This is a genomic window from Litoribacterium kuwaitense, from assembly GCF_011058155.1.
GTDB classification, from domain to species: domain Bacteria; phylum Bacillota; class Bacilli; order Bacillales; family DSM-28697; genus Litoribacterium; species Litoribacterium kuwaitense.
This window is the reverse complement of the sequence record NZ_JAALFC010000026.1, coordinates 25214-49179: the sequence shown is the minus strand read 5'-3', so window position 1 is coordinate 49179 and position 23966 is coordinate 25214. Positions and strand designations below refer to the sequence as shown.

General features: G+C 44.0%; 15 protein-coding genes, 2 tRNA genes and 5 pseudogenes. All 22 read right to left on the bottom strand.

Annotated elements, in window-relative coordinates:
- Positions 1-626: dihydropteroate synthase (folP, locus tag G4V62_RS13000; RefSeq protein WP_165202883.1), on the bottom strand; the 626-nt coding region annotated here is incomplete at its 3' end.
- Between the two features lie 12 nt (positions 627-638).
- Entirely contained in the window at positions 639-1490 is an 852-nt protein-coding gene (pabC, locus tag G4V62_RS12995; protein WP_165202885.1) for an aminodeoxychorismate lyase, read from the bottom strand.
- The gene (gene pabA / locus G4V62_RS12990; protein WP_165202881.1) at positions 1481-2083 is read right to left on the bottom strand and encodes an aminodeoxychorismate/anthranilate synthase component II; all 603 of its coding nucleotides are present in this window, start codon (positions 2081-2083) and stop codon (positions 1481-1483) included. Before pabA ends, pabC begins: the two co-directional genes overlap by 10 nt.
- Positions 2067-3542, bottom strand: a complete 1476-nt coding sequence (locus G4V62_RS12985; RefSeq protein WP_165202879.1) for an anthranilate synthase component I family protein — start codon at positions 3540-3542, stop codon at positions 2067-2069. Before G4V62_RS12985 ends, pabA begins: the two co-directional genes overlap by 17 nt.
- A gap of 172 nt (positions 3543-3714) precedes the next feature.
- Entirely contained in the window at positions 3715-4641 is a 927-nt protein-coding gene (gene cysK / locus G4V62_RS12980) for a cysteine synthase A (RefSeq protein WP_165202877.1), read from the bottom strand.
- A gap of 111 nt (positions 4642-4752) precedes the next feature.
- Complete coding sequence (gene hslO, locus G4V62_RS12975; protein WP_165202875.1) at positions 4753-5637, bottom strand: Hsp33 family molecular chaperone HslO; 885 nt, start codon at positions 5635-5637, stop codon at positions 4753-4755.
- Positions 5638-6411, bottom strand: a complete 774-nt coding sequence (locus tag G4V62_RS12970; RefSeq protein WP_165202873.1) for a type III pantothenate kinase — start codon at positions 6409-6411, stop codon at positions 5638-5640.
- A gap of 357 nt (positions 6412-6768) precedes the next feature.
- Positions 6769-8714: pseudogene (gene ftsH, locus G4V62_RS12965) on the bottom strand (ATP-dependent zinc metalloprotease FtsH).
- Positions 8715-8844: 130 nt separating this feature from the next.
- Positions 8845-9386 (bottom strand): annotated as a pseudogene (gene hpt / locus G4V62_RS12960) (hypoxanthine phosphoribosyltransferase).
- The gene (gene tilS, locus G4V62_RS12955; protein ID WP_165202871.1) at positions 9373-10809 is read right to left on the bottom strand and encodes a tRNA lysidine(34) synthetase TilS; all 1437 of its coding nucleotides are present in this window, start codon (positions 10807-10809) and stop codon (positions 9373-9375) included. The pseudogene hpt and the gene tilS overlap by 14 nt, the downstream one beginning before the upstream one ends.
- Before the next feature lie 98 nt (positions 10810-10907).
- Positions 10908-11906, bottom strand: coding sequence for a serine/threonine protein kinase PrkT (gene prkT, locus G4V62_RS12950; RefSeq protein ID WP_165202869.1), 999 nt, complete (start codon positions 11904-11906; stop codon positions 10908-10910).
- Positions 11881-12624, bottom strand: a complete 744-nt coding sequence (locus G4V62_RS12945; protein ID WP_165202867.1) for a vWA domain-containing protein — start codon at positions 12622-12624, stop codon at positions 11881-11883. The genes prkT and G4V62_RS12945 overlap by 26 nt, the downstream gene beginning before the upstream one ends.
- Positions 12625-12688: 64 nt before the next feature.
- Positions 12689-15157 (bottom strand): stage II sporulation protein E, encoded by a 2469-nt coding sequence (spoIIE, locus tag G4V62_RS12940; RefSeq protein ID WP_165202865.1) that lies wholly within the window; start codon positions 15155-15157, stop codon positions 12689-12691.
- 339 nt (positions 15158-15496) lie between these two features.
- Positions 15497-15568, bottom strand: a tRNA-Glu gene (locus G4V62_RS12935).
- Positions 15569-15580: 12 nt separating this feature from the next.
- A tRNA-Met gene (locus G4V62_RS12930) sits at positions 15581-15657 on the bottom strand.
- Positions 15658-15831: 174 nt separating this feature from the next.
- Positions 15832-16269 carry a S1 domain-containing RNA-binding protein gene (locus G4V62_RS12925; RefSeq protein ID WP_165202863.1) on the bottom strand — a complete coding sequence of 146 codons (438 nt, stop codon included), beginning with the start codon at positions 16267-16269 and terminating at the stop codon, positions 15832-15834.
- Between the two features lie 75 nt (positions 16270-16344).
- The gene (locus tag G4V62_RS12920; protein ID WP_165202861.1) at positions 16345-16728 is read right to left on the bottom strand and encodes an FtsB family cell division protein; all 384 of its coding nucleotides are present in this window, start codon (positions 16726-16728) and stop codon (positions 16345-16347) included.
- An 11-nt stretch (positions 16729-16739) separates the two neighbouring features.
- A pseudogene (yabQ, locus tag G4V62_RS20860) lies at positions 16740-17296 on the bottom strand (spore cortex biosynthesis protein YabQ).
- 32 nt (positions 17297-17328) lie between these two features.
- Positions 17329-17631 (bottom strand): sporulation protein YabP, encoded by a 303-nt coding sequence (gene yabP / locus G4V62_RS12905; protein ID WP_246218435.1) that lies wholly within the window; start codon positions 17629-17631, stop codon positions 17329-17331.
- Positions 17632-17704: 73 nt separating this feature from the next.
- Complete coding sequence (gene yabN, locus G4V62_RS12900; protein WP_165202855.1) at positions 17705-19423, bottom strand: bifunctional methyltransferase/pyrophosphohydrolase YabN; 1719 nt, start codon at positions 19421-19423, stop codon at positions 17705-17707.
- A 221-nt stretch (positions 19424-19644) separates the two neighbouring features.
- Positions 19645-20180 (bottom strand): annotated as a pseudogene (gene spoVT, locus G4V62_RS12895) (stage V sporulation protein T).
- Between the two features lie 150 nt (positions 20181-20330).
- Positions 20331-23869, bottom strand: a pseudogene (gene mfd / locus G4V62_RS12890) (transcription-repair coupling factor).
- Between the last annotated feature and the right edge of the window lie 97 nt (positions 23870-23966).

Sequence of the window (23966 nt, the reverse complement as noted above, 5' to 3'; positions counted from 1 at the left end):
CCCCATACAGCAATGTCGTCTAAGTGACGAATGACTTCAATGTTTTGTGCAGGTGATTTCGCAAAACCGACGCCAGGATCTAAAATGATCTGCTCTTTTTGTACGCCTCTTTTTTTGGCTGCTTCAATCTGCCGGCGCAGGTCTTCACAAACGTCGGTCATAAAATCTGTGTAGTTCCGATCTTTTCTGTTGTGAGTAATAATGAGCTTTGCTTTCGTGGCAGCTGCTACATCAAGAATCTCGGGATCGTATAACCCGCCCCACACATCATTAATTATAGATGCTCCGGCGTTTACTGCCGCCTCAGCCGTTTTACTTTTGTACGTATCAATCGAGACAGGTCGATCGGTTTTTTCCACCAACGCTTCGATCACCGGGACAACCCTGTTGGTTTCCTCTGCCTCATCCACATAATCCGCACCAGGACGAGTCGATTCGCCACCAATATCTAAAATGTCTGCACCATCATTGACGAGCGCTAGGGCATGATCTACTGCCGATACCACTGTATTATAGGCACCGCCGTCTGAAAAAGAATCTGGTGTTACATTAACAATGCCCATGACTTCAGTTTTGTGCTGCTTGTCAAAGGGTCTCCATTTTTCATCGCTCTGCATATGTGACATGCCAATTCTCCTTTACTTCTCTATGCCATTCTTCCCCCAAAGGCGATGGGTATATTCTTTATATAAACTGTGTAACTGAGTAGCGATGGTCTCGGGCCCCGTAGCGAAGCGGGCGTCGTCCACTCCAGTCAACGGGACGATTTCCTGAACACTATTTGTGACAAAAGCTTCTTCCGCCTCAAGCAATGCTTCTTTCGGGAATTCTCCAATGCGAACAGGTATTTGGTGATGTTCACATAAAGCAAGGATAAATTGGCGCGTAATGCCATTTAATGCTCCCGTCGGCAAGCTCGGTGTCAGGAGACAGCCTCCCTTGACCCAAAAGACATTGGACAGAATTCCTTCAGCTATCGACCCACTCTCATCCAAAAATATCCCTTCGTCAGACGAATCGCTTAATTCCTGCTTTGCAAAGATATTGTTTAAATAATGGTGAGATTTCATACGAAAGCTGCCCTCGGGCGAACTGCGACGAGTACGCAAAAAGTGCCCCCTCTTTACCGTGGGGGCATGCGTTGACAGTGGTTTGCTATACATGAATACATTCGGATTTTGATACGGTAGATTTGAAATACCAATACCTTCATTACCGGCCGTCACCGTTAAACGGATATAGGCATTTGTCGTCTTTTCAAGCTCAAGCAACTGCTTGAGTCCCGCCAAAATCGACTGCTTACTCCATGGCCAACACATTTGCAGCGCCTCAGCACTTTCTCGCAGCCGTGCCCAATGGTCATCGAAAAGGAAAGGATGACCGTCGTATGTGCGAAAAGTTTCAAAGAAGCCGGCGCCATATAAAAACCCGTGATCTAAAGGAGAAATCGCGACTTCGCTTACTGGTTTCACGACACCATTTACGAACATGTGCACGAAGGTTGCCTCCTGCTTTCGGTATATTCTTCTAAAAAATTTTGTAGCAATTGTTTTCCTGCCGCGGTCATGATGGACTCTGGATGAAATTGCACAGCTTCCATAGGCAATGTTTTGTGGCGAATGGCCATAATTTCCCCTTCTGCTGTTTCAGCAGAAATGTCGAAGCAAGCGGGTAAAGATTCTCGCTCCACAATTAATGAATGGTAGCGTGTCGCAATAAAATCCTGCTCAATGCCACGAAAAATCGTTTTTTCATCGTGATGAATCGGGGACGTCTTCCCATGCATCAATCGACTGGCTCGAATGACTCGGCCACCATAAGCTTGCGCAATCGACTGATGTCCGAGACATACGCCAAACACCGGTACATGTTGTGGCAGACGCTTTGCCGCTTCAAGACTTATACCCGCTTCATCAGGAGAACACGGTCCTGGTGATATCATGACAGCTTTCGGATTTTTTTGCAGAATGTCATCTACCGTCATTTCATCATTTCGATATACGACAATCTCTTCTCCCATTTCTCCAATGTACTGGACGAGATTATAAGTAAACGAATCGTAATTATCAATCATTAAGATCATGCTCATCTCTCCTCTTCTCATGCTTAATTCTCTGCTCTGCTTCTGCATGGCTGACTGCCTGCCATACCGCTGCCGATTTTTTTAATGCTTCTTTAAACTCCCAACGCGCTACAGAATCATATACAATACCGGCACCTGATTGAACATAGGCACACTCTTGTTGAACGAGCATGGACCGTATAATGATATTCATCACCATATTTCCATCGTATCCTATCCAACCGACCGATCCTGTATAAAATCCTCTGCTGTGAGGCTCCAACTCGTCAATAATCTCCATCGTCCGATGCTTCGGAGCACCGGTAATCGTTCCACCTGGAAAAACAGCTTGAAACAAATGCATCGGATCAGCTTGATCACTAAGGCGTCCAGATACTTGGGAGACCAAATGGATGACGTGGGAATATTCTTCAATGCTCATAAAGTGATCTGCGTGCACTGACCCATACTCACACACTTTCCCCAAGTCATTTCTTTCTAAGTCGACGAGCATGACATGCTCTGCGCGTTCTTTTTCGTTCGTGCGCAGCTCCTCAGCCAAAGCGGCTGTTTCCTCAGATGTCTTTCCGCGTGACCTTGTGCCAGCAATAGGTTTCGTGATCGCCTCGTTGTTGTTCTTTTCAACAAGAAGTTCCGGTGACCCACACACTAAAGTAAACGACCGCGCCTTAATAAATGCCATATAAGGAGAAGGGTTTAAAGTTCGCAAATGGCGATAAACGTCCAGCCCCGTTACAGAAAGGGGGCGTTCCTGCCTAACAGATAAGTTGACTTGAAAGGTATCCCCACTGGCAATATATGACTGAATGACTTCGACGGCTTCGGTAAATTGTTGCTCCTTAAAAGCGAACTGGACGTGTGCGGTATGTTCATCATACTGCAAATCGTTTAAAAAATCATTAGTGTCACGTTCAGTTTTCTCAGGGATTTGCGACAAATGATTCCATCGGTTACGCAACAGATTCATCCTTCTTTCCTGATCAGCCCCAGCTTCAACGATAAACCAAATCTCATTGGCTAAGTGATCGACGACGAGCAGCTCTTTCGTTAAAAATGTATACACATCAGGGGTATGTAAATCGTTTGGGGAATTAAGCTTGATTGGTTCATACTCAGTGACGGTAGGATAAGCAAAAACACCAAGCACTCCACCGCAAAATGGGGGGTAACCTTCTGGAATTGTTGCGTTATGTCTGTTAAGCGCTTCACTTAGGTATTGAAAAATCGCACCATCGCTGGAATGCTCGATAAAACCTCCATTTGTATTTACTCGATGTGAAATCACTCCATTCTTGCTTTCAATGATGGCTTCTGGTTGACAAGCGAGTATGCTCCAACGTCCATCTTTAGCACTGTCCAGCCATATCGCTTCATTTTCTTGCTCAAGGATCTCTTGAATGCGTGCAAACCAATTCGATGGGAGAGATTCTGTTTCTCCGTAGGGGGTATATGTCTTCATGCTTCTTCTCCTTTTTCGTAAATCTACTCAACTTTTATAATCCAACACCCGCCTTGTCAACGCAAACTCAAAAAGTAAAAGATTCCCAATAAAAAACATACAAAAACACCACGCCTCAACGATAACATGAGTGTGGTGTTTTCTCCGCTCTGTCTATAGTTCGCCGAGTCCATTATTCCTCTCCAAATTGATAAAGAGGCGTGCTTAAATAGCGCTCCCCATTGCTGGGAATAATGGCAAGCACTTTTTTACCTGCACCTAATTCCTTAGCTACTTTTTTAGCTGCGTAAACAGCCGCACCCGATGAAATTCCGCCAAGTATTCCTTGTATCCGTGCCGTTTCCCGAGCGTGCTCAAACGCCTGCTCTGTAGAGACATGAATAATTTCATCGTAGATGTCGGTGTTAAGAGTGTCAGGAACAAAGTTTGCCCCAATGCCTTGCAGCTTATGAGGACCCGGTTTTCCAGTAGCTAAGATCGGGGAATCCTTTGGTTCGACAGCAACAATCCGAATGGAAGGAAAAGCTTCCTTTAAAACTTCTCCTGCTCCTGTTATTGTGCCGCCAGTGCCAATTCCTGAAACAAATGCATCTAAGCCGTCAGGAAAGTCTTTGACAATTTCCGGTCCCGTCGTTTGGCGATGGACTTCGGGATTGGCTTTATTTCTAAATTGCTCGGCAAGAAAATAGCCATGTGTTTTTGCAAGCTCTTCAGCTTTAACGACAGCGCCGTTCATCCCTTCGCTTCCCGGTGTCAAAACAAGCTCTGCGCCATACGCTTTGAGAAGATTTCGGCGCTCCATACTCATCGTATCAGGCATAACGAGAATACTTTTATAGCCCTTTGCCGTCGCAACCATAGCTAGGCCAATTCCAGTATTACCACTTGTCGCCTCAATAATGGTGTCACCTTGTTTTATTTTTCCTTCTCTCTCTGCAGCTGCAATCATGGCTAAAGCGATTCGATCCTTCACAGAACTTCCAGGATTTTGATATTCCAGCTTGAGATAAATTTCAGCAGATGACTCATCGACGCCTCTATTTAGTTTTACGACCGGTGTATTGCCAATGAGATCGACAATCGAGTTGACAACCGCCATGTTCCCACTCCTCAAAACCAAGTATTTTTATAGGTTTATTATATGTTAATAATGTAACATCCGCTACACTTGTCTGTCAATTTAATTTGCCGCGTATTCCGCTGAAGGTCGTTATACACTCAAAGCTTCCTTTTTCATCTCTTCCAATTCATCTTTTGAAAAATAGTACCTTTCATTACAAAAATGGCATTCTGCTTCTGCTTGCCCATCCTCTACAATCATATCTTCAATTTCTCCAGCGCCTAGCGAAATAATTGCTGCAGAAAAACGATCTCTTGAACACTGGCAGCGAAACGCTACTGGCTGTCGGTCTAAAAATTGCGCTTCTCCTTCTCCCAGTACTTCTTCAATGATCTCCTCAGGTGTCTTCCCTTCTTCAATCAGCTTTGAAACAGGCGTCATATTCTGGACACGCTTCTCGATAAAAGCAATGATCTCTTCATTAGCGCCTGGCATTAACTGAATAATAAAGCCCCCTGAAGCTAAAACACTGTTATCAGGGTTGACCAATACCCCAACACCAACAGCAGATGGAATTTGTTCCGAATGAACGAAGTAATACGTAAAATCATCCCCAAGTTCTCCGGAAATAATAGGAACTTGCCCAGTGAAATGATTGCGCAGACCAAGGTCTTTGGCAACAGATAAAAACCCATCTACACCAACAGCTCGGCGAACATCAAGCTTTCCTTGTTCATTTAAATCAAAATGTACATGCGGATTGGATACGTAAGCACGCACATCTCCTGTCGGTGTAGCATCGACGACAATGGCACCAATCGGTCCGCCACCTTGAATCGTAATCGTGATTTTTTTCCCATTTTTGATCATGTACCCCATCATAACACCAGCAGTCATTGCTCTTCCCATAGCCGCTGAAGCAGTCGGCCAGGTCGTGTGTCTCTTTTGAGCCTCTTTTACAGCTTCTGTCGTTCGAGCAGCATAAGCTCGAACGTTTCCATCAAACGCAAGTGCACGAACTAGATAGTCTGACATTTAGATGCTCCTTTCATTTTTCACATACAAATCGTATAAGCCTTTTAACGTAAGGTGAGGGTCTATTACATCTATACACGGAAGGTCTTTTGCTAAAAAAGTACTTAAGCCGCCCGTTGCTACAACTGTTGGCTCAGCATTAGCTTCTTCCTTGATCTGCGATACAATACCTTCGACTTGTCCAACCCCACCGTAATATAACCCAGACTGCAAGGAGCTCGTCGTATTTTTCCCGATGACGCCTAGCGGTCGCGTCAATTCTGTGCGTGTCAGCTTCGACGCTTTTTCATAAAGCGCATCGGCAGAAAGCTGTAATCCAGGAAGGATCACCCCACCCATGTATTGTCGTTTGGCATTAATGTAGCAGAATGTTGTCGCTGTGCCAAAGTCGATAATAATGAGCGGGACTGGAAAACGCGTCAATGCAGCGACGGCATTGACGATCCGATCAGCTCCTACCTCACTTGGGTGATCTGTCATAATATTGAGCCCTGTGCGAATTCCGGGGCCGACGACAACTGCTGCATGGCCAAATAACGCTTTGCACATCACTTGAATCGTTCGCAACAAAGGCGGAACAACCGTCGCTACGATAGAACCTTTGACCTGCTCCATTGTCAATCCAGCCGATTGAAATGAAGAGCGGAGTAACACCGCATACTCATCACTTGTGCGATAAACATCGGTGGCAAAACGCCAGCGTGCTTGAAGTGCACCTTGCTGAAACACGCCAAATACTGTATGTGTATTGCCAACATCAATGACGACAATCATCTGATCAACTCCTACGGAAGGATTGATGATAAAAAGGCTGAACTAGAAGAGCGCTCCAGAAAGAACGGCCTCTGTCGTCAGCCTGAGACAGTCACTTCTATTTAGCCCGCCTTATCCCCTACAAACGTACGGGTTGCTTGCCCAACCATCAGCGCGCCTCATCTAACGAACGTATTGCTGGACGATCTCGGCACACATTTTCATTCACCGCGGCTCACCGAACACGTTCTGCTGCTTGAACTAAGGTTCTGACTTCGCTTGTCATACAATCGAAGCCGAATCGAGCAAGGTTTCTACATGTCCCTAGAAAGAGTTGTAGACAAAGCCATTCTAGACTTTGTCTACACTCCACAACGATTATTCGTCTTTTTTCTTTTCTTCATCAACGTCTGTGACATTCGTCGTTTCTTCATAGACGTCTTCTTTCTTCGACTGGATATTTACCTTAACCTCATCTTCTTCATCTGAAGATGGTTCTGGCAAAGTACCTGTCTCAAACAGACTTTTAATCTGCTTAGCATCGAGGGTTTCGACACGTAAGAGCGTTTGAGCTACAAGCTCTAGTTTATCTCGATTCTCAGTTAAAATTTGACGTGCGCGTTCATAGCTTTCTTTAACGAAGCTTTGCACTTCCAAGTCAATTTCATGAGCAATCGCATCACTGTAGTTCGGCTCATTTTGAATGTCACGACCTAAGAACACTTGACCTTGGGACTGCCCAAATTGCAGCGGACCAAGTTTGTCACTCATACCGAACTCGGTCACCATTCGGCGAGCAATTCCGGTCGATCGTTGAAAGTCATTATGAGCTCCCGTACTCACTTCACCAAAGGTAATTTCTTCAGCTACGCGCCCACCAAGGAGACCAGTAATTTTATCAAGCAGCTCTGGCTTTGTCATAAAGTAGCGATCTTCTTTTGGCAGCATGACTGCGTAACCGCCAGCTTGACCTCTTGGCACAATCGTCACTTTATGCACCATGTCAGCCTCATCTAAAACCATCCCGATAATTGTATGACCGGCTTCGTGATAAGCGACGATGTTTCGCTCTTTCTCGGAAATGACACGACTTTTCTTCGCTGGACCAGCAATGACCCGGTCGATCGCCTCTTCCACATGCAACATTTCAATTTTCTTTTTATCTTCCCTTGCGGCAACAAGAGCTGCTTCGTTTAACAGGTTTTCCAAATCAGCACCGGAAAATCCTGGTGTACGCATCGCGATCGTTTTAAGATCTACCGACTCATCAAGCGGTTTATTACGCGCGTGTACGTGTAATACTTCTTCACGACCCTTCACATCTGGACGGTCAACCGTAATTTGCCGGTCGAAACGGCCTGGGCGTAAAAGGGCTGGGTCAAGAATATCTGCACGGTTTGTCGCTGCAATGATAATAATGCCTTCATTGACTCCAAAACCATCCATCTCCACAAGCAATTGGTTCAACGTCTGTTCACGCTCGTCGTGTCCGCCGCCGAGTCCAGCACCACGCTGGCGACCCACTGCATCAATTTCATCAATAAAAATGATACATGGCGCGTTTTTCTTTGCATTTTCAAAGAGGTCACGCACCCTTGACGCACCAACACCGACAAACATCTCAACAAAGTCAGAACCACTAATCGAGAAAAATGGCGTTCCTGCTTCACCGGCAACTGCACGAGCAAGCAACGTTTTACCAGTACCTGGAGGTCCTACAAGCAAGACCCCTTTCGGAATTCGTGCTCCAACGTCTGAGAACTTACGTGGATCTTTAAGGAAATCGACAACTTCAACAAGCTCCTGTTTCTCTTCATCTGCGCCGGCAACATCTTTAAAGCGCACTTTCTTTTTCTCTTCGGTATACATTTTCGCCTTACTTTTACCGAAGTTCATGACACGGCTTCCGCCACCCTGTGCCTGATTCAACAAGAAGAAGAAAAGAATGAAGATAATGACAAACGGGATGAGTGTTGTAAAGAAAGTTAACCAAACGCTAGCTTCTTCTGCTGGTTGGTATGTGACATCCGCATTTTGCTCATTTGCAAGGCTCTCAATTTGCTCATACAATCCTGAAGTGTCTGGAACGTACGAAATGAAAAATTCGCCTTCCTCATACGAGCTCAGCATTCCTCTTCCTCGAGTATACCTCGCTCAGGACGGAGTTGAATTTTTTCGACATTCCCTTGCTCAAGATTATCCATCAGTTGTGTATAGTTCAGTTGTTCTGAGTTTTGGTTGCCGCCGTTAATATAGGTAACCACTCCGATGACAACCAAGAAAATAATCAAATAGAATAGTGTATTTCGGAAAATCCGATTCATTCCTTACCTCCTCCCACCAGCAAACACAAACTATAGTAAATAGTACCACAATCATTTTTACGTATACAACATATAGCCCTTATGTGCGCGTCTTCAGATTCTATACAATTGGATATCCTGTGAACATTTTTCAAGACTGATAAATCTCCGGCTTCAATATTCCAATATAAGGAAGGTTCCGGTAGCGCTCAGCGTAATCAAGACCGTAACCAACGACAAATTCATCTGGAACTTCAAATCCGATGTAATCAGCAACAATGTCAATTTTACGACCACCTGGCTTATCCAACAAGGTGACAATCTTCACAGAGTTTGCCTTTCGATGATAAAATAAATCAACAAGATAATGCAAAGTTAAACCACTGTCGATGATGTCCTCAATGATTAATATGTCCCTACCCTCTACTGAAGTATCCAAGTCTTTAATAATTTTTACCTCACCTGAGGAGATTGTATTTTTCCATAACTGGATACATCCATAAAATCCATTTCAAGATGGGTATCCATTCGCTTGAGCAGGTCAGACATAAATGGCATCGCGCCCTTTAAAACTCCGACCGCCAGCGGAAACCTATTATTGTACTCCTCGGTTAATACAGCTGCTAACGCTTGAATCTTTTCTTGAATGGCTTCCTCGGTGATTAGTACAGATTCAATCTCATCTCTCATCATTCATGTGCCCCCTGTTTTTGGCTTCGCTGAAATATGTAAAATAAAATAACTCATCATCCTCATTTGCATCAGGAACAACGCCTTCTTGCAAGCCTATGACCCAAATCACAAACCCTCGTGCAGTAACGAGCAAGGGCCATGTCCCCCTTTTGGATGCTGGTATTTTACGATCAATCATGATTCTCGATACTTTTTTCGTGCCGACGTGAGGAATAATGACCCGATCACCCGATTGCCTCACTCTCCATTTCAACGGAAAATCTTCGTCCTTTAGACGAATCGACAAGCGCTCTTCACCATTGATCTCACAACGATCATGGCGAGCAGATGATGACCCTTCAACAAACAGATGACCTTCTTGAACATCGACATGTGTATCTGATTTTTGAATCATGTGTGACTGGATTGAAACGGGTTTTGCCGTGTCGTCAATCCGCTCTTTGTTGTAGAAATAAACTTTTTCGTATTCTCGAATGGACTCGATGTTATGACCAAATTGAAATATGCCCTTACCCTCACGAAGCCATGTCATCAAAGAGTCAATTCGGTGCGTCGGCAATCGGCCTGGTGCAAACGACGAATGGATATTTGCTAACATGATTCGAATCGCGCGTCGCGTGTATGCGGGAGGTTGGTTTAAAAAGGACGGGATATCGTGCAGAACGATCCCACTTTCAGTTGTCGTAAAACACTCTCGATAAAGGTTATTTGCACCTTCATGCAGAACCATCTCGTCTTCTAAAAGCTGGCGACTCATCTCTTGAAAACGTTCATGCACCTGGGGGTTTTCTAATTTCAACAGAGGAAGGACGTCATGGCGAAGGCGGTTTCTCACATAGTCCCTTTTTTCATTCGTATCATCTAGACGAAAAGGAATGCGATGTAAACGACACCCTTGCAAAACCTCAGACTTCGTTAACCCTAGCATTGGCCGAACAATACGAAAGCCAGAGTGATACCTCCTAAACTGCAAACCGACCAAACTGCTTGGGCTGCCACCATTTACCAATCTCAATAACATCGTTTCCATTTGATCATCCCCATGGTGACCTAGACAGATGGCGGCAGCCTTATACTTTTTTGCCAACTGAATAAAATAATGAAAACGTTCCTCTCGTGCAGCCATTTGCAATGAATGTCCGCTTTTAATAAAGGAGGGATCTTCCATTTGTGTACCCTCAAATTGCACATCCCAATCGTGACAAATGCGCTGAACGAACAATTCATCCTGATCGGATGCTGAACCTCTTAGGCGATAATTGACATGAGCGACGACAATGGTTAAAGCAAAGTCTTTCTTTAAAGTATTCAGTGTGTAGAGAAGCGCCATTGAATCTGGGCCTCCTGAAACACCGACAATTAATGTATCCCCTGGAAAGATCAGATTCTCTTCTGTCAAAATGTCTTTGACGTCTTCAAGCATCCGCGACCTTCCTTTCAACATGCAAATAAACAGCTTCACTAACGCTTATCTTACCACTACTCAAAACAAGACCACAAGGAGGGACATTTAAAATTCGCTTACCGATATAATAAAAGAATACATACATACAAAGCACTTAATATCACACCAATCCAGAGCGTTTCCTTAACGATCGTTTTCCAGAGCTTCTTTTTTGTTTTTTTCTTTCTCACTTGTTTGTTTTGCCGGGATGTATGCACAGGACGTCGCCTCGTTGCAGCATGCGAACGCGCCCTTTTAGGCGCTTGCCTAACTACCTTCTCACTCAAACCTGACGAAAGCTCTTTTTTCATATCGGCAGCACTCGAATACGTACCGTTTAGTGCCTTTTTAATGACACGCTGATAAAGAGGTGGGAAAGAGGCAAGCTGGTGAGTTAATTGTTGCAACCCTTCCCCTTCCTTTTTAGGAAACCGCCGCCCGTATAAGGCATGGATCATAATCATACCAATAGAAAACAAATCGTAGGTTGGCTCTGCCTTCCTTAAACCGCAGCCCCAATAGCCGCGATCATAAAATTCTGTATACTCTTTCACAGCTCTTCCAATCTTTGTTGTACCACCAACATCCAGTAGCCGCGCTTTAGGGGGATGACTTGTAACAATTAAATTATCAGGCTTTAGATCGCCAAATACCCATCCTCCCCGGTGAAGGTGCTCTAGATCCGCTAGCAATTGCACGATGAGAACACCTAACCAAAAGGAACCTTTATCTTGAACATACCCTAAAAAAGGCACACCTTGGATATATTCCATAACATAAAAAGGGACAGGCGGCCCTCCGGTTCCTGTCCAATCATCTACATCAATGAGCTCTGGTCCTACAGAAGCGTCATTTAAATGTGAAAAATGTCTGAGAGCATTCACCTCAGAAGATACATTCATCGATTCATTGCTTATTTTTAAGGCAAAATGAACGCCACGCCTTTCGACAAGATAAACCGAACCTGTCGCACCTCGACCGATCAAACGAAGCACTCGATAGCGATGACCATTCCACTTTCCGATAATCGTCTCGTCATTGCGAGGGAGCCTATTCTGCTTTTTCCCTAAACTCAAAATCACTCACCGCTTCTCGACGCTTTTTAGACTGATGCTTACTTTCAAAGGCTTCGAGAGCCTGTTGCAAAGCTGGACCAGTCGGTGTAATCCCACCCGATGTGAGCTTCGGAAAGATATTTGCTATCGTTGATAAATCCGGTGTCCACGGCAATATTTCATCTGCATCCGATCGTTTCCCGGGAAATATATGCATTGAAAAAGCATTCATGCCACTTCGGGAATCAAGGCTAACCGACAAATCGAGCAGTGCTTCCTTCACTGTAGACAGCTTCGTTTTCATACTCGCACTCACATCGACAAGCACAACAACCTCCAGTGTAGAAGTTTCACTGAGCTCGTCTACGACTTCAACAATTTCCCCACGCTTTTCTGGGGGCAAGTCTTCAATGAGCTTGTCCTTCCCTAAAATGGATTGAATCTCTTGATTGATAACCCCTTGCAAAGTTTGAGTCATCGCTTGTTGTGTCACCATTTGCACAGTTTGTGATAGCTGACTTGAATATACAATCTGACTAACACCGCCACCTGCTTGAGCAATCGCCTCCACTTCCTCAAGGCCGTGATCATCCCGAGCTCTTTCGTCTAAAATACCGATAACGTTAACCGTAATGCCACGCTCTCTCGCAAGAAGTGCGATTGCTTGTGGATCTTCTCCTTGATTTGAGCACCCATCTGTCAGTAAAAGAATTTGCTTTAATGTCCCTTGCTTCTTCATGAAATCACCTTCCCATTAGGCTATTCCCATTTTTGACCAACATAGCGCAATCTATACCTCCGTCCTATTGGGCTTTTTTATGGCTGGCAGAAAAGGTTGCCCAGCGAGGGTGATTATGTTCAATTTTTGTCACAGCTACAGTCATATCATCTTCAATTTGGCCTTGGCGAGTCCGGATGACTTCCTCCATTAACAGATCCGCAATCGCTTGAGGTTCCTCTGTTGCTAGCTCTCTAATTTTCCTCCTCATCCAAACATCATAATTTTCAACATGCTTAGGTCCCTCAAAAATACCATCACTCATCATAATAAGAATATCTCCAGCCTTCAATGTCTGGCTGACGACATCGACATCAAACTCTCCGCGTAAAATACCGATCGGTAAATTACCTGATTCCACTTTCAAAACTTGGTTACCACGCTTAATATAACTTGGCGTCGAGCCAATTTTCACAAATTTAGCTGTAGCATCCTGTAAATCAATCATTGCTAAATCAAGCGTAGAAAACATCTCCTCCTCTGTGCGCAATGAGAGCACGGAATTCACTGACTTTATGGCAATACGCTCTTCTATTCCTGACTGCAAAATACTTTGTAAAAGCTGCAACGTTTCGGAGCTTTCTTTATGGGCACGCTCCCCATTTCCCATTCCATCACTAATGGCAATCGCGTATTTATTTTTATTTAAGTGAATCGCTGAATAACTATCACCCGAAATCCACGCACCACCTTTGGCTGCATTCGCCATACCGGATTCAATTTTAAAGCGCTGATTAGACACAAAGGTAATGAAGCAAGCCCCTTCGTCTGGATTTAACTTCTCCTCCCGATGCACTGTAATTGTTTCCTGCAGAATATCGGATAAGATCGGGGCAATAATTTTATCAGCTTCTCCGTATTCAAATGAGGCAGGCACCGTAATCTCTATGTCGACATTTCCAGGCTCTAACGAATAGATGTCTACGTGGTCAATTTCAATTCCTAAACCTTCTAATGTATCTAATATACTATCTTCATGATTTTGATGATGATCTCGTTCTCGTTGAATTTCTTTTGCAAAATCACCCATCACTTGTGACACTCCAAACAACTGATCGGCCACAAGCTGCCGACTCTCCTGCATCTGCCTCTTGAGCTGCTGATTTGCGTGATAAATGGACATCTCTTTTTGCACAGCAGCCAGCACACGATCTGACTTAATGCAATGTGACTGTAACTTGCGTTTTAACGGACCATTTTTAATTTCCTCTGCTTTTTCTGCTTCTTTCATTAATTGTTGCATCATGCCATAAGTCTCATCAAAATTTTTCGCCCAGCAATGCTCTTTTCTCGGACAGAGCTGGCACGTTTTTTCCGTCACATAGCTAAGGAAATAGTCGACCTCTTCTTCTGACTCTACTTCTTTAACGGTAGAAGGCACTTTAAAACTCGATGAAAGCGTTTGAAATAATTGCGAAAATTGCTCTACTCGTCCGGCTGTCACATCGCGGACCTTCCGCAAATACTGTTGCTGTGAGAGTGCATATTCGTGCGTTCCAGGAATATAGGAAGAGAGCTGACCAGTCACTCGGCCTGGTGTCAGTAAAAATAGAGAAATTGCGACCATGGACTCCATAATTAATGGTGCTAGCCCATCTACGGTATGCATATACATACCAATAAGCAATGTACTTAATAAAAGACCGACACTGACTCCTGGTTTCTTTCCCTCTTTTAATAAACCGCCTAATAAACCAGCGAGGGCAAGAAGAGACAATTGGTACATATCTCCAACTTGGGCAAGACTTAACACAAGCCCAGTCACAACGCCGACCGTTGAACCAATAGTTGCACCAGCGCTGAACGCCAAAAGAAGCACGAGATACCGAGAAAGAATATGTTCAACAGAGAGTCCTGCCCACGACCAGCCGATCGTTCCCGTCAAAATCGATGCCACCAATATGATTAAGCAAATCATTTCTTCATTTTTTAATGTTTGTCGACGGCGGCGGGCACTAATGAGCGGAATGGTCTGTAAAAAAATCATAGCCAATACAAAGCTTAAAGAAGCCTCTACAGCCGCCAGCCATATGCTTAAAGACTCGACCTGCTGCGTAAGGAGGTACGTCACCACTAAACGACCGCTGAACGTTGCCAGTAATGTAGCGAGAGGCAACACCTTCCATTGTTTTCTACATACTTTCTTAAGTGCTGCATAAAACAATAGAAAGAACAAAATCGATGCTCCCGTATAAAAGCCTTGTGAAACCGAAGCGACTGTTGCCCCTAATAACAGCCCCATTGTCGTTACCCCTGTCTTTTCTTTTTTAATGACAAAAACAGCGGCGAAAAAAGCGGTCGCAAATGGAGCAATCGTCGATAGGATGAGCGCTCGTCCTAATAAGAAACCGATGACGAATAAAAGCAGCCCAGATTGGAAGAGCAGCTCACTCAAACGCTTCCCCCATGCACCCTTTGCATTACGTAAGTCTGTCCAATGCTTTAATGATTGCGTTTCTTTACGAAGTGTTTCACTGCTTTCAACTTTTTGCATTGAAGAACCCCACTCCCTGTCCAAGGTTTGGGAATCATTATAGCTTATGATACCGGTACTTTTTGTCAGATTGAGCCGACCATACCTAAAAACCGTTCGACCAATTTCTAAAGTGCACCATGACAGCATCGAGTGCTTATTCCTTTTGCAAAATGGCTATTGTTCCAAATTAGAAATACGCCAATCGACAACACATTGAGGCGAATGACGTACCTTTCCAACGAAAAAACGCACTCGCGATTTACATCTATGTAAACGCTGTCGGGCGATGTAACCTCATGTGACTAAGCAAATCAAAAAAACTCCTCCATTTAAAAATGGAGAAGTTCTTTTCGAAGATGACCCGTACGGGATTCGAACCCGTGTTACCGCCGTGAAAGGGCGGTGTCTTAACCGCTTGACCAACGGGCCTTCAAATAAATATGGTAGCGGCGGAGGGAATCGAACCCCCGACCTCACGGGTATGAACCGTACGCTCTAGCCAGCTGAGCTACACCGCCATATCGAAAACTGTTTCAAACAGGACAAGTTATATTGTATTCAATTCACAAACGAAAGTCAATCATTATTTTATTTAATTTATCATGATGATAACGATGTCTTGGCAATAAAAAACACCCGAAAATCGGATGTTTAGATCGATCTCTATTTATTTCTGTAAATAAGCAGCAAGTTTAACCTCTTTTAGCGCCTCTGCCACCGCGTTTGGAATCGGTATTTCGCCGTAAAGATGCAAGACGGTCTTCACTATCCTTTAAAAAACGATTCATTTTCGCCTCGAAATTATCCGGTTGTACGCTGCCGCCACCTTTTCTCGGTCCGCCGCCTCTTGGCCGGAAAGGAGGTCGATCACTTTTTTCACGCTGTTGTCCTTCTTTTTCTTTTGCTTTTTTAATGGATAGACCAATCTTGCCGTCTTTTTCCACATTTAAGACCTTTACTTCGACTTTGTCTCCGACTTTTAATACATCCTTGATGTCTTTTACATAGGTGTCAGCGACCTCGCTAATATGCACAAGACCAGTGGAACCTCCAGGCAACTCAACGAAAGCTCCAAAATGGGTAATGCCTGTTACAGTTCCCTGTTGCTTGCTGCCTACTTCGATTGACATAAAAAAAATGCTCCTCCTTAAACCTAATTAAGAAATGAAATGTAATTTTATTATAACTATGAGAGCGGTAAACTGTCAATATGAGGGGGATTCAGACGATCTTTTAAAAATAATTTCCCCTTCTTTTGAATAAAAATAATCCCGTCTCGCAATATCCAAAACGTATTCTTCATCTTGCAAATGTGTGATTTCTTCCTGCAACGATTGCTTTTTCGCCAAGAGAGCCTCTTTTGTGATTTTCAATTCTTCATTGTGAGCATTTTTTTCTGCAATGCTCGACGTTTGCGAATGAATCACGTTTGCCATAATCAACAGCGCACCAGCAGCTACGATCGTAAAAGCAATCAAACGCCGAATGAGGCCTCTTCTGCGTTTCTGCTTGTACTGTTGTTTTTTTAATTCGTGATCCACATAAGATGATTTGATCTGGGTGATCTTTTCCTTCTGCAATGCACTCACACAGCGTCCTCCTATCTTTTAAGTCGTTTTATCCACTTGATGCATGTATTCTTGAAAGCGACGGCTTTTCCTTCCCAGTGCTGGAAAAATCGTCGGACGCTTTTCGGCAGCATACGCCAACACAATGCGGCAAACCATTTAACAGGCACGCCGATGAAAGTACGAAAAATCCAATAAAAGCATTTCCATAAAAAGGTTGCCATTGCGCGTATACAAAAGATGACAAAATGAACCATCCAAGCCAATGGGCTCCAAATGAGGATGGTCAATGTTTTTTTAACTATACGCGATAATGTAATTATACATGAAATCAATCCGTTCAACACACTTAAATATGCTTTTTTTAATAATGCTTGATAAATGGAAACACCGAGCAACAACGCCAGGAGTAAGTAAAATCGCACCTCACCGTAATTGACATACCAGAGGGCGATAAAGACGAGCAACGCCTGGATCGCCCAAAAATGAAGTCATTTAAGCCAGCGAGCCACACATTTTTAAATGCCCGACGCCACACCCGGCGATACGTGTCGAGTGAACCACCTAACCAAATACCTGCGCCGACCATGACGAGCAACGACGCCATTTGCACCGTGATACTCATCGGAAAAGCTTACCTATAAACCCTTTGGCTTTGTCCTGCTGTTGCTCGTCCAAATAAATCACATCATAAACTTTTCCTCGGATGGACACATGACCTTGCTCGACATCCAAGTTTTTCATTTGCAAATTCTGACCACGAATCGCTAAATAACCCATCGTTGTCACTAATAGAAACTCTTCATTATCAAAGCTGTCCACCTGTTGGACACCAGAAATCTCTAACGTTTTCCGATTTTTCATCACGACGCTGTGATCGGGTGTGTCTCGATGGGCTGTCCCCATTTTCTGCGTCTCATTCATATCGCCATCCCTCACTTTCATTGTTAATGTATGAGGGAGGACGAGGCAATAGAACAAGAGCTTCAGGCTACGGTTACTTTTCTTCTAAAATGGTATACATCTCTCCGGACGCTTCTTTTTTCGTCGTTTCAACAAGCTTATCAATTCGGGCAATCGTCGTTCGGTTGCCGTATTGAATGGCGACAGTATCGCCCACTTTGACCTTCGTGCTTGCTTTAGCTGGCTGGCCATTCACCGCGACTCTTCCTTGTTCAGCCACATCTTTCGCTAGCGTGCGTCGTTTAATTAAGCGGGAAACCTTTAAAAATTTATCTAGTCTCATTCTTTTTCTCCTCCTTTTTGCTTGCTCCCAAAAAACATCCAGCTCTTCTAGTGTGTATTCTTCAAACGCTTTCGTGTCTTTAGCCACTTGTTTTTCTATGAATTGGAATCGACATGTAAACTTTTTGATGGTTTTTTGCAGCGCTACTTCGGGGTGAATGCCGTAATGGCGCGCCATATTTACGAGGACAAACATGACATCTCCCCATTCTTCCTCACGCGAGGATTGATCCTCGGCGCTAGTATGATGCAATTCCTCATCAAGCTCAGCGATCTCTTCCTGCACTTTTGCCCATAGATCTTCACGACACTCCCAATCAAACCCAGCTTTAGCCGCTTTTTTTTGCAAGTCATACGCCGTTTGGAGTGTTGAAGCAGCGTTAGGTACACCATCAAGCCGTGACTCGTGAGAAACAGCCCCCTTTTCCTTCGCTTTAATCGCATCCCAATTCGCATGAATATCACCTTCTGAATGAATGGAAACGTCAGCAAACACATGAGGATGTCTGCGGATCATTTTCGCAGAGAGCGAAGCAATCACATCTTCCAATGAAAAACGACCTTCCTCCTCGCCAATTTGAGCGTGCAGCAACACTTGGAGAAGAATATCACCGAGCTCATCAGCGATTTGCTCATCATCCTCGTCATCGATCGCATCCCACACTTCATAAGTTTCCTCAAGCAAAAATCGTTTTAACGTTTGATGCGTTTGTTTCTGATCCCACGGACAGCCTTCCGGCCCACGCAACGTCGAGATCAGCTCGCGCAACTGCGAGAAGTCGCGCAGTCTTTGCGATTTTTCCTGTGCTGGTGGCACATACAACGTACTATAATCAGTAAATCGATCTTCATGATCCAATTCGTGTAAAGGCACCCAGTCTACTCGCTCCTCCGCTGAACCAGCGGCCGTCACAACACATACCTTTGTTTCAGGAGGCCATTTTTCAAGGAGCTGCAGCTTTACATCTGAAGCGACGAAACGATTAAATACTTGCATAATGAACGTATGTGTATGTAATTGCAGCGACTTCCAAGCAAAACTCATTCCGTCCAATAGTTGAAAGCCTTCTACAGGATCAACAGATAGGGTTGAAAACAGATCCTCTAAAAAACTTCGCCCACCTAAAATATCGATAGAAATTCCTTTTTCGCGACCTTTTTCAAGCAGTAGCTGGACGCTTTTTTCAGCCACCAGCGGATGTCCCGGCACACAATAGAGAATGGACCCTTTGTCCTCAGATTCCTCGATAATGGTATTCGCAATTTTCACATATACATCTTCAAACGTCTCTGAATGCTCATAAACCGAATCAAAAGAAATGATCTCCTTACCCGTTTCCAGTAGAACAGTGTGAGCTGGATGATGGCTCGTTCGCGTAAAAATGACGTCTGCTTGCTGAATTGCTTTGTATACACCTAAAGTCATTTGCGTCGGATCATAAGCGCCTAAACCGGCAATTTGTATTTTCATATACTTTGCACAAGAGAGGTGTTTCTCTACGTGCAGCCTCCCTTCTATTCTTGGTGGCTTTTTCAAAGCTCATTTTTCAATCTGTCCGTATCAATCATTATAACCTGTTTCGTTTCACGCGTTTTTAACATTATATTTATTTTTACAATGTCGAAAGGGGAAGTCAACTAAAAACGGCGCCCAGCCGGCGGATGTACTCCGACCAACTGAGCGCGGTTTTTTTACTGCTCCATTTGTCTTGCAAGAAAACTAGCGGCGGTCTCGGCAATTTTTTCTTCCGTTTGACCGATGTTCGTTTCTTCTCGGGATAAGATCATGACCGCTCCAATCGGGTCACCATTGCAATAATTGGGCTTACTGTATAGGAAGATAACGATTCTTCGATGCCGTCAGTGACTTCAATACTTTTATTAACTCCGCTGACTGGCGCACGTTCACTCATCGCCTTTTCGACATCGCTTCCTACATTTTTATTCAGATAGTCTTTTTTCGAACCGCTGGAAACTGCAATAAATGAGTCACGGTCACAAATTAAAATGACGTGACCAAGGCTTTCATGAATCGCATCCGCATATTCCTTGGCAAAATCACCTAGCTCGGAAATAGGGGAATATTTTTTTAAGATCACTTCTCCATCTCGATCGACGAAGATTTCTAACGGATCTCCTTCCCGGATGCGTAATGTTCTTCTAATTTCTTTTGGAATAACAACCCTTCCTAGATCGTCAATCCGACGAACGATTCCCGTTGCTTTCATACACTGTTGCCTCACTTTCATGATGATGGATGTACTAGGTGCAAACATATGCTACTGTTTTTCACCAATTCTTTACTGTTAGTATCCATCACCTTGGCCGATCTATACACATTTCTTAAAAAATCCCAAATGTGTATTAAATCGTTGTGTTTAGGAAGCAACTTCTTCTTCTTTTTTCGCGTCGCCAAGCTTAATGATCATTTTCTCCATGACATCAAACGGAGAGGCACCTTTAACCTTATCTATATCAACAATTAACTTAATTTTAGAGCCTTCTGTGCCAACCCTCGCCTCAGCGCCGAGCTGGTGAACGATATCAAACAGCTTGCCGGCATCTGTCATTTTTGTCGCATCGTCTGAAAGTAACGCATGTAAATGCTTTTTCTCCTCAACGACTTTCTCGATTTGATGGTAACTGGCAAGGATGCGCATCCGAGTGATTGTAAATAAATCAGCGACTTCTTTTGGATATTCGCCAAAGCGATCCACCATTTCATCCTGAAGATCACGTATTTCTTCCAAACTTGAAACGCCTTTAAACCGCTTATACATATCAATTTTCTGCCGCTCATCATTGACATATGTTGAAGGAATATAGGCATCTAAATCAAGCTGGATTTCTGCATCGGTCGGTGTAACCTCATCAGCATCCTGCTTGGTTCTCCGTTCTTCAATCGCTTCTTTCAGCATTTGTGAATATAAGTCAAAGCCGACTGAATCAATAAACCCATGCTGCTCAGCGCCTAGTAAATTCCCTGCACCTCGAATAGACAAATCGCGCATCGCAATTTTAAACCCTGAGCCGAGCTCGGTAAATTCTTTAATGGCATGTAATCGTTTTTCTGCGACCTCAGATAAAATTTTATCTCGCTGATATGTGAAATAAGCGTATGCCACACGGTTCGATCGACCAACCCTGCCTCGGAGCTGATACAGCTGTGACAATCCCATTTTGTCGCCATTATGGACAATGAGTGTGTTGACATTAGGAATATCAACACCCGTTTCAATGATCGTTGTCGAAACGAGCACATCGAATTCTCCCTCTAAAAAGTCAAACATCACCGTTTCAAGCTGACTTTCGTTCATTTTTCCGTGCGCATACGTGACCCTAGCTTCAGGCACAAGCAGTGATATCTCTTCTGCCTTGCGTTCAATATCTTCAACACGGTTGTATAAAAAGTACACTTGACCGCCCCGCGCCAGCTCCCTTTCAATCGCTTCTTTCACAAATACATGATTGTATTCCATAACATACGTTTGGACGGGGAAACGGTTTTCCGGTGGCGTTTCAATGACCGACAGATCACGCACACCAAGCATTGACATGTGCAGCGTCCGCGGAATCGGTGTCGCCGTAAGCGTTAAAACATCGACATTCGCTTTTAGCTTCTTAATTTTTTCTTTATGCGTGACCCCAAACCGCTGTTCCTCGTCCACGATCAAGAGACCTAGATCATGATATTGAACATCCTTTGATAACAGCCGATGGGTGCCAATGACAATATCGATACTGCCCTGCTTCAAGCCTTTAATCGTTTCGTTTTGTTGTTTACGCGTCCTAAATCTACTGAGCAAACCGATATTAATTGGGTAGTCTTGAAAACGTTCTTTAATCGTTTCATAATGCTGCTGTGCCAAAATGGTCGTCGGGACGAGAAACGCGACCTGCTTCTCATTCATGATCGCCTTAAAGGCGGCGCGAATCGCCACTTCGGTCTTACCGTAACCGACGTCTCCACAGAGAAGCCGATCCATCGGTCGCTCGCGTTCCATATCTTCCTTAATTTCAGTAATGGCCCGGATCTGATCTTCCGTTTCTTGATAGGGAAATTTAGCTTCAAAGTCGCGTTGTTCATCCCCATCTGATGGAAAAGCGAACCCTTTGCTTGCCTCACGTTCTGCATAGATTTTAATTAAGTCGTCGGCAATGTCTTGCACGGATGACCGCACGCGTGTCTTCACTTTCTTCCAATCATTTCCGCCCAACTTATATACCTTTGGCTCTTTCCCTTCAGAACCAACAAATTTTTGGACTTGGTCGATTTGTTCGACAGGCACGTACAGCTTGTCATCCCCAGCATATCGCAATAATAAGTAATCTTTATGATTGCCCTTCATTTCAAGCGTTTCAATGCCTAAGTATTTTCCGATTCCGTGATTCACATGAACGACATAATCGCCAACCTTAAGCTCCTGGTAACTTTTGATCCGTTCGGCATTCGATATTTTTTGCCGACGCTTCATTTTTTTCGTTTGTTTTTTAAACAGCTCTTTCTCAGTCAGCACGGCGATTTTGTCAGCGTTTAGCTCGAAGCCGGCATTTAAGTCGCCAGGGATAATTTGACAATGACCCGGCAAAATGGCATCGGTTTCCTTGCGCACCGTTGCCTTAATTTGATAATCCTCAATAATTCGTTCCAGACGTTCGACACGCTCTTCATCTGCCCCTAAAAAAACGACCGCATACTGATTTTCTGTCCAACGCTCTGTCTCGGTTTTTAATAAATTCATTTGTCCATGAAAGTCTTGCATCGGCCTAGACAGCATATTCACGATATTTTGCGGGTTTGTATGTGGAATATGGCGCAAAAACATCGTAAAATAAACCATTGGTACAGGCGCAGACGTTACGAGATCTTGGAATGGATGAGAAAATGATAATTCTGATACAGCCTTCCCTTGCTGCAGCAACGACGTGTGCCAATCGCCTTCTTCTTGATCATAATGAGAAGCCATTTCCTGGATTCGACCAATTTCATCAAACATGACGATCGCTTCTTCGTCAAGATAATCAAAAAACTGTAATTTTTTGTATAGAATAACGACATGTATTTATATATTTCCTGAAAACGTTGATGTTGCCGTAAATGCTCGATCTCTTCTTTAATATTTTCAGAAATATCTATCTTCAGTTGTTGGTTTTTGATGGTTTTTAACGACGCTGATAAACGTTCTTCTAATTGATCCGCACCACGATCGAAATGCTCATCTCGCAATAGAATCTCCGTCGCAGGTCCAATGGATACTGACTCAACCTGCTCGTTAGAGCGTTGTGTATCTGCATGAAAAAAACGAATCGAATCAATCTCTGTATCAAACAACTCGATGCGGAATGGATACTCCTCGGTTAACGGGTATATATCGACAATGCCACCCCGCATACTGAATTCACCAGGCGCTGAAACCATCCCTACCCGCTCATATCCCATCTGTATCAATTTCGCGAGCAAATCAGCTACATCAACATCGCTTCCTGTCGCTAATGTCAGCTGACATGCCTTCCATACATCCGGCGGCGGAAGGAGGCGTCGAAGTCCAGCTACAGGCACTACATAAATCCCTTTTTTGCCTTGGCTTAGTGAATTAACGGCTTCAAGACGCTGAGCTTTAAGCTCTGGACTCGCTACAGCAATTTCAGCAGCCATTAGTTCGTTTACGGGGTACAAAAATACGTTCTGCGAAGAGACGAGCTCTTGCAAATCCTCGTATATTTTTTGTGCTTGAAATAAGTTATGTGTGATCACTAATTGGGTTCTCTCGGTATCTTTATATAGCGCTGCCATCATTAATGCGCGAGATGAACCCGAAAGACCGGCCACCAATTGTTCACGAAGCCTCTGATCTAAACCTTGCATGACCGATTTCATTTCTTTGTTATCTAGGATGGCATGTCGCAGCCCTATCATAGCAGGCCCTCCTTACTGCCAAGTGTATTCTCTAAAATCGAGGTGATGATTCAAGCAAAAAACAGAAAAATGCCTTGGCTCACCGCCAAAGCTTTTT

Excerpts from the sequence above, each read along its gene's own strand:
- yabN (WP_165202855.1), bottom strand. The coding sequence starts at position 19,423 with ATGAAAATACAAATTGCCGGTTTAGGCGCTTATGATCCGACGCAAATG.
- hslO (WP_165202875.1), bottom strand. The coding sequence starts at position 5,637 with ATGTCAGACTATCTAGTTCGTGCACTTGCGTTTGATGGAAACGTTCGA.
- G4V62_RS12925 (WP_165202863.1), bottom strand. The coding sequence starts at position 16,269 with ATGTCAATCGAAGTAGGCAGCAAGCAACAGGGAACTGTAACAGGCATT.
- G4V62_RS12985 (WP_165202879.1), bottom strand. The coding sequence starts at position 3,542 with ATGAAGACATATACCCCCTACGGAGAAACAGAATCTCTCCCATCGAAT.
- cysK (WP_165202877.1), bottom strand. The coding sequence starts at position 4,641 with ATGGCGGTTGTCAACTCGATTGTCGATCTCATTGGCAATACACCGGTC.
- tilS (WP_165202871.1), bottom strand. The coding sequence starts at position 10,809 with ATGCTTGAAGACGTCAAAGACATTTTGACAGAAGAGAATCTGATCTTT.
- spoIIE (WP_165202865.1), bottom strand. The coding sequence starts at position 15,157 with ATGCAAAAAGTTGAAAGCAGTGAAACACTTCGTAAAGAAACGCAATCA.
- pabC (WP_165202885.1), bottom strand. The coding sequence starts at position 1,490 with ATGTTCGTAAATGGTGTCGTGAAACCAGTAAGCGAAGTCGCGATTTCT.
- pabA (WP_165202881.1), bottom strand. The coding sequence starts at position 2,083 with ATGATCTTAATGATTGATAATTACGATTCGTTTACTTATAATCTCGTC.
- G4V62_RS12970 (WP_165202873.1), bottom strand. The coding sequence starts at position 6,411 with ATGATTGTCGTCATTGATGTTGGCAATACACATACAGTATTTGGCGTG.
- G4V62_RS12945 (WP_165202867.1), bottom strand. The coding sequence starts at position 12,624 with ATGAAGAAGCAAGGGACATTAAAGCAAATTCTTTTACTGACAGATGGG.
- yabP (WP_246218435.1), bottom strand. The coding sequence starts at position 17,631 with ATGAATGAGACGCAGAAAATGGGGACAGCCCATCGAGACACACCCGAT.